The following is a 13,005-nucleotide window of genomic DNA, read 5'->3' as shown; positions in this document are numbered from 1 at the left end:
TTTTTAATGACGAAATAAACGAAAAAGAAAAGGAGAATGCGAACATGGAAAAGATCAAGATGACCACCCCAATCGTAGAGATGGACGGAGATGAGATGACCAGGATCCTCTGGAAGATGATAAAAGAACACCTTCTGAAGCCATTTATCGAGCTGAATACAGAGTACTACGACCTGGGCCTGGAGCACCGCAATGAGACCAATGACCAGGTGACGATTGACTCTGCAAATGCTACAAAGAAATATAAAGTGGCGGTAAAATGCGCCACGATCACGCCCAACGCGGCCCGCATGACAGAGTACGACCTGAAGGAAATGTGGAAGAGCCCCAACGGGACGATCCGCGCCATCTTGGATGGGACCGTGTTCCGCGCTCCCATCGTTGTAAAGGGGATCGAGCCCTGCGTGAAGAACTGGAAGAAGCCTATCACCATTGCAAGGCATGCCTACGGGGATGTGTACAAGGGAACCGAGATGAAGATACCGGGAGCCGGGAAGGTAGAACTTGTCTATACAGCAGAGGACGGCCACGAGGAGCGAGAGCTTGTGCACAACTTTACAGGCGCAGGCATTGTGCAGGGTATGCACAATGTCAATGACTCTATCGCGAGCTTTGCCAGAAGCTGCTTTAACTATGCGCTGGATACAAAGCAGGATCTGTGGTTTGCCACAAAGGATACTATTTCCAAAAAGTACGACCACACTTTCAAGGATATTTTCCAGGAGATCTACGACAACGAGTATGCCGAGAAGTTTGAGAAAGCGGGCATCGTATATTTCTACACCCTTATCGACGATGCTGTGGCCCGTGTTATGAAGTCTGAGGGCGGCTACATCTGGGCCTGCAAGAACTATGACGGGGATGTTATGAGCGATATGGTGTCTTCCGCCTTCGGTTCCCTGGCTATGATGACTTCTGTTCTCGTATCCCCGGAAGGGTATTACGAGTACGAGGCGGCTCACGGAACCGTGCAGCGCCACTACTACAAGCACCTGAAGGGAGAGGAGACATCCACCAACTCCGTGGCCACCATCTTCGCGTGGACAGGTGCACTGAGAAAGCGCGGCGAGCTGGACGGCAACCAGGAGCTTATGGCATTCGCCGACAAATTGGAGAAGGCTACTATCGACACCATTGAGGAAGGCAAGATGACCAAAGATCTGGCGCTGATCACCACTTTGGAAAATCCCACTGTGCTGAACAGTGAAGAATTTATTCTGGCAATTGCAGAAAAGCTGGCGTAATTTAATTTCGGACGTAATACTTTTTAAAAGTATTACGTCCGAAATTATTATAACTGGTGTGTAATTGTGTATGCCATCGGAAAGAATTGAACCTGCCGGCGTCAATTTTACATACATTTAACATAAATCCGGATTACAAATACACGAAAAACATTTATAATAGGGAAGAATATGTATTATAAAAAAAGGACAGAGAAGGTATGAGAATGAAAAATTGGAGATGCTTCGCAGTGGCAGTCGGGGCAGCATGTTTTCTTGGCGCCTGCGGCAACAGTGAGCCGGCAAGCCCGGAGCAGGATAAGGAACTGGCTGACCTTGGCCAGATTACAGTAGTCACAAGAGAGAGCGGGTCCGGTACCCGCAGCAGTTTTGCTCAGGCTCTGGGGCTGGATGAAGAAGGCGTGGATGACAAGGATCACATCACAGAGACAGCACAGACGGTGACTTCCGGCGAAGAAGTGATCCAGGCTGTAGGAGAGGATAAAAGCTCTGTCGGTTATGTGAGCTGGGGGACAGACATTTCGGAAAGTGACAGCGTAAAGGAGCTGGCTGTGGACGGAGTGCCAGCAGAAGAGACGACCATCGAGAGCAGTCAGTATCCTCTGAGCCGCACGCTCTACCTTGCCGCTGCAAAGGATGGAAATGAGCTGAAAGAGGATTTTCTGACGTATGTGACTGGAAAAGGCCAGGAGATCGTGGGAGATTTCTTTGTGCCGGCAGAAGAGACGAAGGATGTGTTTCTGTCAGCACAGCCGTCCGGCACTTTGCGGATACACGGCTCTACCAGCCTGGCTCCGGCTATAGAGGCGCTGGCGGAAGCATATCAGGAGGCGAATCCTAACGCTGTCATTGAGGTGGAGGCGTCAGACTCCTCCCAGGGCATTACCGACGTGCTGACAGGCGTCTGCGACATGGCTATGGTTTCCAGAGATCTTTACCAGTATGAACAGGATGTGCTCCAGGCGGTTCCTGTGGCAAAGGACGGGATCCGTGTCATTGTGCAGGCGGACAATCCACTTGAGGACCTTACAGCGGACATGCTGGCGGATATATACAGCGGAGACACTGCCAATTGGGCAGATACAAAAGAAGAATAATATAGGAGGAGACAATGGAAAAAGAGAAGGCAAAGAAACAGGTATTTATGAACAGGGAACTGTCCTGGCTGAAATTCAACGAGCGTGTGCTTGAAGAGGCGGAAGACGAGAGGGTGCCTCTCTGTGAGCGGCTCAGCTTTGCATCCATTTACCAGAGCAATCTGGACGAATTCTTCATGGTCCGGGTGGGCTCCCTGCAGGATCAGATGCTGCTGGGCAAAAAGATCCGGGACAATAAGACCCATATGACCTTAGACGAGCAAATCGACAACATATTGGAAAAAGTGCGGGAACTGAGCGGGAGAAGAGACAGGACTTATCACGCCCTGATGGAAAATCTGGAGTCCTACGGCGTGCGGCTGACAGACTTTAGCAAGCTTAGGGATGAAGAAAAAGACGGCCTGCTGAAATTTTTCCAGATGGAGATCGCTCCCCTTATCTCCCCCACTGTTGTGGGAAAAAGGCAGCCATTTCCGTTTCTGCGCAACAAGGAAATTTATGCAGTGGCCGTGCTGGAGACTAAAAACAAAAAACAGAGGCTGGGTATCATTCCGTGTACCAACACCATGGTGGAGAGACTGATCCCTGTGAGGGGGCAGGAGGGATGCTACATGCTTGCAGAGGAGCTGATCCTGCACTACATTCCCCGGGTGTTCAGCGGATATCAGATCAAGGCGAAATCTCTGATCCGGGTGACAAGAAACGCAGATATAGACGCGGACGCTCTCTATGATGAGGACCTGGATTACCGCGAGTTCATGGCGGACCTGATCAAGCGCAGAAAGAAACTCTCCCCTGTCCGTCTGGAGCTCTCTAGGGAGATGGACGGCGACGTGGTGGAGACTCTCTGCAAATATCTGGATCTGGACTCCACTCATGTATTCCGGAGCCAGGCGCCCCTGGATCTGTCTTTCCTTTTCCAGATCCAGGACATCCTGCGGAAGAACCCGGAACTCTTCTATGAGAAGAGGGTGCCTCAGAAATCCCCCTCTTTCCAGGAGGGAAGAAGCCTTATAGAGCAGATCAAAGAAGAGGACAAGATCCTTTTCTATCCCTACGAATCGATCCGGCCTTTCCTGCGGCTGCTGAATGAGGCTGCGGAGGATGAGAATGTCATCTCCATCAAGATGACGCTCTACCGCCTGGCAAAGCAGAGCAAGGTAGTGGAGGCCCTGATCGAGGCGGCAGAGAACGGAAAAGAAGTGGTTGTCCTTGTGGAGCTGCGTGCACGGTTTGATGAGGAAAACAATATCGAGTGGTCCAGACGCCTGGAGGAGGCCGGATGTCAGGTCATTTACGGCCTGGAGGGCTACAAGGTACACTCTAAACTCTGTCTCATCACAAGAAAAACAGAGGGACAGGTGGAATACATTACCCAGATCGGAACCGGAAACTACAACGAGAAAACCTCCCGTCTCTACACAGACCTGTCTCTTATGACAGCGAATGTGGACATTGGACTGGAGGCGTCGGCTGTGTTCCAGGCTCTCTCCAAGGGCGAAGTCGTGGAAAAATCGGACAAGCTCCTGGTGGCGCCCAAGTGTCTGCAGAACAGAGTGCTGGATATGATCGACGAGGAAATCAGACTCGCGCAGAGCGGTGAGGAGGCTTACATCGGACTGAAGCTGAACTCGCTGACAGATAAAAAGATTATCGACAAACTCATCGAGGCCTCCTGCGCGGGCGTGAAGATCGACATGATCATCCGCGGCATTGCCTGCCTTATACCGGGCGTGGAGGGAAGTACAGAGAATATCCGGATCATCAGCATTGTGGGAAGATTTCTGGAGCATTCCAGGATCTACATCTTTGGCCGGGGCGAGAGGGCAAAGTACTACATTGCCTCCGCTGACTTTATGACAAGAAACACAGTCCGCAGAGTGGAAGTGGCAGCTCCTGTTCTGCAGGAGAATTTAAAAGAGCGGCTGCAGATGATCTTTGACACTATGCTGCATGACAACCAGAAGGCCAGAGAAGCCTGCAGTGACGGGGATTACAGGCATGTGGTTCCGCAGTCAGGCGAAGAGCTTTTGAATTCCCAGGAGTATTTTTACCAGGAGGCCTATGAGAAGGCGGGAAAAGTGTAACATAGAGAAAAGGTGTTGAGAGACATGATATGGAGACTTGGCGAGCGGCTGGAGGAGCTTGACCAGGGGGAGTGGGAGGCGGAGGGGTGCCCGGCCGTCTTCCTGACAGACTCCCGGAACGCCAGAAAAGTACTGGACCTGGCCGGGATCCAGTACGAAAATGACATCCAGCTGGGGCAGATCGGCTTCTGTAAGCTGGAGACACAGCAGGAGTGCCTGGTGGGAACCCTGTGTATTCCCAAGCTGCTGGATGTGCTTGGAAGCCGTTACCGGATCTATTTTTTCATCAATCAGGATCACGTAGTTCTTGTGGATGACGAGGACTTTTCCATGCGTCTGATCCGCAGGATCAAGAGAAAAAAGACTCATCAGGGTGAGACGAAAGAGAGATTTATCTACAATTATATTGCAGAGTTTATGAGCAGGGACCAGGAACTTCTCATGCAGTACGAGAAGACCCTGATGGGGATGGAGGAGGACGCCATGCAGGGGAAGATCGAGCGGTTCCAGCAGGAGCTGATGCCCATCAGGAGAAAACTTCTGAACCTGCGCAGCTACTACGATGAGATGATGGATATGGGGCGTGAGCTGGAGGAAAATGAAAATGGCTTTTTTGCCAAAAAGCAGCTCAAATACTTTGGAACACTGTCAGACCGGGCGGACCGCCTTATGAGCCGCACTTCCCACCTTCTGGAATACGCACAGCAGGTGAGGGATGTATATCAATCCCAGGTGGACGCAAGGCAGAACAACAATATGCAGTTTCTGACTGTGCTATCCACCATTTTCTTTCCCCTGACGCTGATCACCGGCTGGTACGGCATGAACTTTCAGAACATGCCGGAGCTGAAAAATGGATATCCTGGTGTCATCGTGCTGAGTCTTATCGTCATTATCGTCTGCATCCTGATCTTCAAGAGAAAGAAAATATTGTAAACATGCACGTTCGCAAAAAAATGGGAGGAGCCTGCCTTACGCAAGTTCCTCCCATTTTTCATACAGCTCTTCCAGCTGGGCGGCTATGTCAGCCTTTTCCTGTGCCAGCTCCTGGCATTTTACAGAGTTGGTGTAGACTTCCTCCGTAGCCATGAGCTCGTCGATCTGTGCGTCACGCTCTTCCAGGCAGGTGATCCGCTCCTCGGTCTTTTTCAGATCATTCTGCCTTTTGCGTTCCCTGGCCTGTGCCTCTTTCTGTTCCTGCCAGCTTTGCTTGGCCTCGGATACAGGCTCAGCGGAGGCGGCTTTCCCTGCTTTCGCCGTGGCGGGGGAGGCATAGGCGGCGGTCAGCTCCTCCTTTTTTTCCAGATAGTAGTCGTAATTGCCGATATAGTTGACAAATTTGCGGTTTACAAGCTCCAGGATGCGGGTGGCAGTCTGGTTGATGAAGTACCGGTCATGGGACACATAGAGGACGGTGCCGGTATAATTGTTGAGCGCGTTTTCCAGTATCTCCTTTGAGGCGATGTCCAGATGGTTGGTGGGCTCGTCCAGGATCAGGAAATTGGCCTCTGAGAGCATCAGCTTTGCCAGGGACACACGGCCCCTCTCCCCGCCGCTTAAGTCACCGATCCGCTTGAACACATCGTCCCCTGTAAAGAGGAAGGCGGCCAGCATATTGCGGATCTGGGTGCCCGTCAGGTCCGGGTAATCGTCGGAGATCTCCTCGAACACAGTCTTGTCCATGTGAAGGACATGGTGCTCCTGATCGTAGTAGCCCACATGGACATTGGCGCCCAGAGTAAAGTTGCCGCTGTCTGCGGGGAGCACATCGTTCAGGATTTTAAGAAGCGTGGTCTTTCCAGTTCCGTTGTCCCCGATAACGGCCACGTGCTCACCTCTGTGGATGTCAAAACTGATATCTGTAAAGAGAGTCTGGTCCGGAAAGGATTTGCTCAGATGCTCTACAGAAAGGACATCGTTTCCGCTGACACAGGAGGGCTCCAGTGTCAGATGGATGTCTGTTTTCAGTTCAGCCGGCTTCTCTATGCGCTCCATCTTGTCCAGCATTTTTTCACGGCTCTCTGCGCGCTTGATGGACTTTTCGCGATTAAAAGAGCGGAGTTTCTCGATAACAGCCTCCTGGTGCCGAATTTCCTGCTGCTGGTTCATGTATTCCTTCAGCCGGGCATCCCGGATCTGCTTTTTCTTTTCTGCATAGGCAGTATAATTCCCCAGGTAGGTGGAGAGCTGTCCCTGCTCGATCTCCACCACCTTTGTTACCACCCGGTTCAGAAAATAACGGTCGTGGGATACGATGAGCACGGCCCCGGGGTAATTCAGAAGATAGGTCTCCAGCCAGGAGATGGAATTTAAGTCCAGGTGGTTGGTGGGCTCGTCCAGGAGCAGCACATCCGGTCTGGTGAGAAGAAGTTTTCCCAGGGAGACCCGGGTCTTCTGGCCGCCGGAGAGTGTGTCTACATCCTTGGAAAAATCCTCCTCGCCAAAGCCCAGACCCTTGAGGACGCCGGTGATCTCACTCTCGTAGGCGTACCCGTTTTCCCGTTCAAATTGCTCCGTGAGGCGGTGATATGTGTTCAGTCTCTCTGTGAGGGCATCGCCCTGCAGGGAGGGAAGATCCGCCTCAATCTGCCGTATTTCTTTTTCAATGGCAATGATCTGGGCTTTGGCAGTCTTTACCTCCTCGTAGATGGTGTTCCCCCCTGTCAGATCCTGGTGCTGGGCCAGATAGCCCAGGGTACTACCCTTGGCCAGGGTGACCGTTCCACCGTCCAGGGGCAGTTCCCCCACGATCATTTTCAGGATAGTGGATTTTCCGGCCCCGTTGATGCCAACGAGAGCCGCCTTTTCGTGATCCTCGATATGGAAGGAGCCGTCCTTTACAATGACTTCTTCCCCAAATGATTTTTCTATATTGTGACATGCCAGTATCATGGTGTACCTCCTGTGTAAAAGCCGCGTATTTTACAGCATTATCTATTATATCGGGGAACCCGTGGCGTGTCAATTTCCAGAAGACGGAGGTTTCTGATTTGCAGAACTTTTAGGAACAATAAATTGACTTTATTGTAACAATTCTATATAATAAATCTGAGAAACTGAAATGGAAGGTGGATAAAGTGGAAGGCAGAGAAATTTCGCAGGCAGTCATACGTAGACTTCCAAGATATTACCGCTATTTAGGGGAGCTGCTGGAGAATGGCGTGGAGCGCATTTCCTCCAATGATCTCAGCAAGAAAATGCATGTGACAGCATCCCAGATACGGCAGGATCTGAACAACTTCGGCGGCTTCGGTCAGCAGGGGTATGGATATAATGTAAAATATCTCTACACAGAGATAGGTAAGATACTTGGCCTGGAGGAAGACCATGACATGGTCATTATCGGGGCAGGTAATCTTGGACATGCGCTGGCAAACTATGCAGCGTTCGAAAAACGAGGTTTTGTGCTCAAAGGTATCTTTGATGTGAACCCCACATTGAAAGGGATGACAATCCGTGGCGTTCCCATCCATATGATGGATGAGCTGGAAGCGTTTGTTACGGAAAACAATATAGAGATCGGCATCCTGACGATCCCGAAAACAAAGGCGATCGAGGTTGCCAACCAGCTGGTGGCGTACGGAGTAAAGGCAATATGGAACTTCGCACATACGGATCTCAATCTTCCGGATGATGTGATCGTTGAAAATGTCCACCTGTCAGAGAGCCTGATGAGGCTGTCCTACAATATCAGCAGATACAATGAGGAACAGAAAAAATCAGAGAAGTAACAGGACTTTGTGACGTGTAAAGCCGGCGTGTGTAAGGCAGGCCTTCTTTACACGTCTTTTGCGTTGCCGTAGGCCGCAAAGCCGGCAGCCGGGCGGCGTGTCCTGTTTACGCCATGGGGAAGGAAGGTGATTTTATGCTATTTTTGCCTGATGGAAGACAGATGAAAGCGGCGGACAGCTATACGATACGGGAAAAGAAGATCCCGTCGCTGATCCTGATGGAGCGGGCGGCCCGCACCTTTGTGGAGACCGTGATGGAGAGGAAAATGGATCTGTCCAACGTCTGTGTGGTGTGCGGCTCAGGAAACAACGGGGGTGACGGTTTTGCCATCGCAAGATTGCTGCTGGAAAAAGGCGGCTGCGTGACTGCAGTGATGGCCGGGAACCCGGACCACTGTACAGAGGAGACGCTGCGGCAGATGGAGCTTTTCAGAGAGGCCGGAGGGACGGTAGGAAACTCTTTTGAAGAGGGAGAATATAGTATACTGATAGATGCTGTATTCGGAGCAGGATTAAGCCGGCGTGTGGAGGGAGATTATCTGGCCTGCATAGAGGCCATGAACCGCTCCGGAGGCGTAAAGCTGGCGGTGGATGTGCCGTCAGGAGTTTCCACCACTACCGGAGAAGTAGCTACCAGCGCATTTAGAGCAGATCTGACAGTGAGTTTCCAGTGCGCAAAGCTGGGCTGCGTCCTCTACCCCGGGCGAGATTATGCCGGCGAGGTAACCGTGACAGATATCGGAGTCGACACTTCCGTGCTGGAGGGAGACAGGGAGGCTGCCTACGCGCTGGAGGAGAAGGATATAAAAACCATGCTCCCCAAGAGGCGGCCCAACTCCCACAAAGGAGATTACGGGAAAGCGCTGATCATAGCGGGCAGCCGTGGCATGGCAGGGGCCGCTTACCTGGCCGCTCTGGCAGCCTACAGGACCGGAGCCGGACTTGTGCAGATCTACACGCCTGAGGAGAACCGGACGATCCTGCAGACCCTGCTGCCGGAGGCCATCATCCGCTGCTATGACTTCTTTGATGAGAAGGAGCTGCTGCGGCTTTTGAACTGGGCTGATGTGGTCAGCATCGGTTCTGGGCTGGGCACAAGTGATAAATCCCGGCGTATCCTGCAGACCACACTGGAAAATGTACAGGTTCCCTGCGTTGTGGATGCAGATGGCCTGAATCTGCTGGCGGAGCACAGCCGATATCTGAGCAGGCTGCCCCACGATCAATTTGTCTTTACTCCCCACATGAAGGAAATGTCCAGGATTGTGAAAAAACCTGTGGAGGAGCTGCAGAGGAACCGAATGGAGATCCTGACCCAGTTCACCGGAGAGGCCCGGATCACATGTGTGCTGAAGGACGCAAGGACCTGTATATGCAGGCAGGGAGAACATCCCTATGTGAACCTGTCCGGGAATGCTGCCATGGCAAAGGCCGGAAGCGGCGATGTGCTGGCAGGCGTGATCACAGGACTGATCGCCCAGGGGATGACCTGCTTTGATGGGGCAGTGCTGGGCGTGTACCTGCACGGACTTGCAGGGGAGGCGGCAAGGGAAGAAAAAGGAATATACAGTGTGCTGGCAAGAGATCTGGCAGACGCAGTAGGGACGGTATTGAAAAGACTGGAGGAATAGAGCATGAAGGAATACACCAGGATCTGTGCCAGGATCGACCTGGATGCGATCGAGTACAATCTGGAGATGATGAGAAGAAGGGTTCCCTCCGACACGAAGATGATCGGCGTCATCAAGATGGACGGCTACGGACACGGGGCAGCCCAGATCGCCAGATCCGTCATGGAGGAAAAGGATTATGTCTGGGGCTACGCGGCCGCCACACCGGATGAGGCCGCTCTGCTCCGAAAAAAAGGGATACAAAAGCCGATTCTTGTCCTTGGCTGTGCCTTCCCGGAGCAGAGGGATGAGATGATCCGCAAAGACATCCGCATGACATGCTACACCTGGGAGATGGCTCAGGACATTTCCGAGAGAGCGCAGAGACTTGGGAAGAATGCAGTGATCCATATCAAGCTGGACACAGGTATGTCCAGGCTCGGCTTCCTCATCAGCGAGGAGAGCGCCGATACCATCGCCCGGATCACGGAACTTCCAGGCATTGAAGCAGAAGGGATCTTCACACACTTTTCCAAAGCGGACGAGACAGACAAAACCTTTACAAAGAATCAGATAGAAAAATATCTGTGGATGAAAACACAGCTGGAGTCCAGGGGGATCCGCTTCCCATTCTGGCACTGCTCCAACAGCGCAGGCATTATCGATATGCCGGAGGCGGCCATGGACCTTGTCCGGGCAGGGATTTCCATGTACGGGATGTACCCCTCCGGGGAAGTGAAAAAGGAGCTGGTTCCCCTGAAGCCGGCCATGGAGCTGATCAGCCACGTGGCCCATGTAAAGTGGGTGGAGCCGGGGACGTATGTCAGCTATGGGGGAACCTATGTCACAGACAGGAGGACCAGGATCGTCACCGTGCCGGTGGGCTACGGGGACGGGTATCCCAGGAGCCTCTCCAACAAAGGATATGTGCTGATACACGGAAAGAAAGCCCCCATACTGGGCAGAGTGTGCATGGATCAGCTTATGGTGGATGCCACAGACATAGAAGACGTACAGTTTGGAGACCGCATCACGCTGGCGGGGGAAGAAGATGGAGTGCGCGTCTCTATTGATGAGCTGGCGGATCTGTCCGGCAGATTCAACTACGAGTTTGTGTGCAATATAGGGAAACGCGTGCCCAGGGAATATGTCCGGAACGGCCGGGTCATAGAGCAGATGGACTATTTTGAGTAGCGGCCGGGCACTCTTTGGAATACATCCGAGAAAGATGGAAATACTATCAGTATCTTTAGTAAATCGGAGTGTGACAAAAAGTGCAGGTAAAACGCGGTGATATTTATTATGCAGATCTGAGCCCTGTGGTGGGCTCTGAGCAGGGCGGGGTCCGCCCGGTGCTGATCATACAGAACAATATTGGGAACAGGCACAGCCCTACTGTCATCTGTGCCGCCATTACATCCCGCATGAACAAGGCAAAACTGCCCACCCATGTGGAGATCGATGCCAGCAGATACCGGATCGTCAAGAACTCGGTCATTTTGTTGGAACAGATCCGCACCATCGATAAGCGCAGGCTGAAGGATATGGTCTGCCATCTTGACAGGGAACTCATGGATAAAGTAGATGAAGCGCTGAAGATCAGCTTTGAGCTTCATACATAGACACAGTAAAGGAGCGATAGAGAAGAGATTATGGAAGAAGGAAGCTTGTTTCAGAGGATGAAACAGATGTTTCAGGAGGACGAGGGCCTGAAGGAAAAGCCTGAGCTGGACCAGGAGGCAACGGAGCTCATCCGGAACATTTTCCGGTATATGGATAAAGATGCCAGGGATATCATGACCCACAGAAGAGACATTGTGGCCATTGACGGGGAAGAGACACTGGAAGACGCACTGAAGTTTATGCTGGAGGAAAATCATTCCCGTTTCCCCATCTACCACGAAGATATCGATGAGATCATCGGTACCATGCATCTGCGGGAAGCTATGGTCTGCTACATGAATGAGGAGCTGCGGGACAAGCCGGTTAGTGAGCTGAAAGAGTACATACGTCCGGTCACTTTTATACCGGAGTCCAAGAGCATTGATACACTTTTTAAAGAAATGCAGGCCAAAAAGAAGCATTTGGTCATCGTGCTGGACGAGTACGGACAGACTTCAGGGCTCGTGGCTATGGAGGATATCCTGGAGGAGATCATGGGCAATATCCTGGACGAGTACGATGAGGAGGAGGAGACCATCATCAGACAGGCAGACGGCTCAGTGACGGCAAGCGGGTTTGCAGACCTGGAAGACCTGGAAGATATGCTGGGCATTTCTCTGGATACGGAGGAGTATGAAACTCTCAACGGCTTCCTGACCGGCCAGCTGGACCGGATCCCCGGGGAGGACGAGCACTGTGTGGTGGAGTTTGAAGGATACAGGTTTACCGTACTGAAGGTTGATAATAATGCCATCCAGTCAGTCAGGATTGAAAAAACGGACGGGGAGTGATAAAATAGAAAAAGTGCGAATTATAGAAGATACAAGGAGAGAGAAAAATGTCAGGACATTCAAAATTTGCCAATATTAAGCATAAGAAAGAAAAAAATGATGCGGCAAAAGGGAAGATCTTTACAAAGATAGGGAAGGAACTTGTAGTGGCTATCAAGGAAGGCGGCAGCGCGGATCCGGCCAACAACAGCAGGCTGCGGGACGTGATCGCCAAGGCGAAGGCCAACAATATGCCCAACGATACCATTGAGAGAAATATCAAAAAGGCTGTAGGGGATGCAGATGCGTCCAACTACGAGCACATTACATATGAGGGATACGGCCCCGGCGGCACAGCCATCATCGTGGAGACGCTGACGGACAATAAAAACCGTACAGCCTCCAACGTAAAGAGCGCATTTACAAAGGGCAGCGGAAACGTGGGAACTCCCGGATGTGTGTCCTTTATGTTTGACAGGAAAGGACAGATCCTTGTGGCAAAAGAAGAGTACGAGGGAGATCCCGACGAGCTGATGATGCAGGCTCTGGATGCAGGCGCCGAGGACTTTGCCGAGGAAGAGGACAGCTATGAGATCATCACAGATCCAGATGATTTCAGCGGTGTGCGTCTTGCACTGGAAGAGGCGGGCATCCCCATGGCTCAGGCGGAAGTGACGATGATCCCTCAGACCTGGGTGGAACTGTCTGACGAGAAGGATATTCAGAACATCCAGAAGACACTGGATCTTCTGGACGATGATGACGATGTGCAGAATGTATACCATAACTGGGATATGTAGGCGG

The 13,005-nt window shown here is 51.9% G+C and carries 11 protein-coding genes; 10 read left to right on the top strand and 1 reads right to left on the bottom strand.

What is annotated here, in order from left to right; genetic code table 11:
• Positions 1-44: 44 nt before the first annotated feature.
• The 4 genes from Q5911_RS07385 (at position 45) to Q5911_RS07370 (ending at position 5,364) form a co-directional block, all read left to right on the top strand.
• On the top strand, positions 45-1,244 hold the full coding sequence (locus tag Q5911_RS07385) for an NADP-dependent isocitrate dehydrogenase (protein WP_226394129.1): 1,200 nt from the start codon (positions 45-47) through the stop codon (positions 1,242-1,244).
• Positions 1,245-1,450: 206 nt separating this feature from the next.
• Entirely contained in the window at positions 1,451-2,341 is an 891-nt protein-coding gene (locus tag Q5911_RS07380) for a substrate-binding domain-containing protein (RefSeq protein WP_303182081.1), read from the top strand.
• A gap of 14 nt (positions 2,342-2,355) precedes the next feature.
• The gene (gene ppk1, locus Q5911_RS07375; RefSeq protein ID WP_303182079.1) at positions 2,356-4,428 is read left to right on the top strand and encodes a polyphosphate kinase 1; all 2,073 of its coding nucleotides are present in this window, start codon (positions 2,356-2,358) and stop codon (positions 4,426-4,428) included.
• A 24-nt stretch (positions 4,429-4,452) separates the two neighbouring features.
• Entirely contained in the window at positions 4,453-5,364 is a 912-nt protein-coding gene (locus tag Q5911_RS07370; protein WP_076777308.1) for a magnesium transporter CorA family protein, read from the top strand.
• Between the two features lie 36 nt (positions 5,365-5,400).
• Here the strand turns inward: Q5911_RS07370 and abc-f are convergent, their stop codons facing one another.
• Positions 5,401-7,320 (bottom strand): ribosomal protection-like ABC-F family protein, encoded by a 1,920-nt coding sequence (gene abc-f, locus Q5911_RS07365; RefSeq protein WP_076777309.1) that lies wholly within the window; start codon positions 7,318-7,320, stop codon positions 5,401-5,403.
• Between the two features lie 185 nt (positions 7,321-7,505).
• Between abc-f and Q5911_RS07360 the strand changes: the two genes are divergently transcribed.
• The 6 genes from Q5911_RS07360 (at position 7,506) to Q5911_RS07335 (ending at position 13,001) form a co-directional block, all read left to right on the top strand.
• On the top strand, positions 7,506-8,159 hold the full coding sequence (locus Q5911_RS07360) for a redox-sensing transcriptional repressor Rex (RefSeq protein ID WP_076777310.1): 654 nt from the start codon (positions 7,506-7,508) through the stop codon (positions 8,157-8,159).
• Between the two features lie 134 nt (positions 8,160-8,293).
• The gene (locus Q5911_RS07355; RefSeq protein ID WP_303182077.1) at positions 8,294-9,790 is read left to right on the top strand and encodes an NAD(P)H-hydrate dehydratase; all 1,497 of its coding nucleotides are present in this window, start codon (positions 8,294-8,296) and stop codon (positions 9,788-9,790) included.
• Between the two features lie 3 nt (positions 9,791-9,793).
• Positions 9,794-10,963 (top strand): alanine racemase, encoded by a 1,170-nt coding sequence (gene alr / locus Q5911_RS07350; RefSeq protein ID WP_303182076.1) that lies wholly within the window; start codon positions 9,794-9,796, stop codon positions 10,961-10,963.
• Between the two features lie 80 nt (positions 10,964-11,043).
• The gene (locus Q5911_RS07345; protein ID WP_076777313.1) at positions 11,044-11,391 is read left to right on the top strand and encodes a type II toxin-antitoxin system PemK/MazF family toxin; all 348 of its coding nucleotides are present in this window, start codon (positions 11,044-11,046) and stop codon (positions 11,389-11,391) included.
• Positions 11,392-11,421: 30 nt separating this feature from the next.
• Positions 11,422-12,222, top strand: coding sequence for a hemolysin family protein (locus Q5911_RS07340; protein WP_281725467.1), 801 nt, complete (start codon positions 11,422-11,424; stop codon positions 12,220-12,222).
• A gap of 47 nt (positions 12,223-12,269) precedes the next feature.
• Complete coding sequence (locus Q5911_RS07335; RefSeq protein WP_076777315.1) at positions 12,270-13,001, top strand: YebC/PmpR family DNA-binding transcriptional regulator; 732 nt, start codon at positions 12,270-12,272, stop codon at positions 12,999-13,001.
• The last annotated feature ends 4 nt before the right edge of the window (positions 13,002-13,005 follow it).

The organism is Lachnoclostridium phocaeense, assembly GCF_959599685.1.
Classification (GTDB): Bacteria; Bacillota; Clostridia; order Lachnospirales; family Lachnospiraceae; genus Claveliimonas; species Claveliimonas monacensis.
Note: the sequence above shows the minus strand (reverse complement) of the source record. Positions and strands in the feature narration are given on the sequence as shown.

Coding starts and splice junctions, on each gene's coding strand:
- Q5911_RS07370 (WP_076777308.1), top strand. CDS start 4,453: ATGATATGGAGACTTGGCGAGCGGCTGGAGGAGCTTGACCAGGGGGAG.
- Q5911_RS07385 (WP_226394129.1), top strand. CDS start 45: ATGGAAAAGATCAAGATGACCACCCCAATCGTAGAGATGGACGGAGAT.
- Q5911_RS07355 (WP_303182077.1), top strand. CDS start 8,294: ATGCTATTTTTGCCTGATGGAAGACAGATGAAAGCGGCGGACAGCTAT.
- Q5911_RS07335 (WP_076777315.1), top strand. CDS start 12,270: ATGTCAGGACATTCAAAATTTGCCAATATTAAGCATAAGAAAGAAAAA.
- Q5911_RS07340 (WP_281725467.1), top strand. CDS start 11,422: ATGGAAGAAGGAAGCTTGTTTCAGAGGATGAAACAGATGTTTCAGGAG.
- alr (WP_303182076.1), top strand. CDS start 9,794: ATGAAGGAATACACCAGGATCTGTGCCAGGATCGACCTGGATGCGATC.
- abc-f (WP_076777309.1), bottom strand. CDS start 7,320: ATGATACTGGCATGTCACAATATAGAAAAATCATTTGGGGAAGAAGTC.
- Q5911_RS07380 (WP_303182081.1), top strand. CDS start 1,451: ATGAAAAATTGGAGATGCTTCGCAGTGGCAGTCGGGGCAGCATGTTTT.
- ppk1 (WP_303182079.1), top strand. CDS start 2,356: ATGGAAAAAGAGAAGGCAAAGAAACAGGTATTTATGAACAGGGAACTG.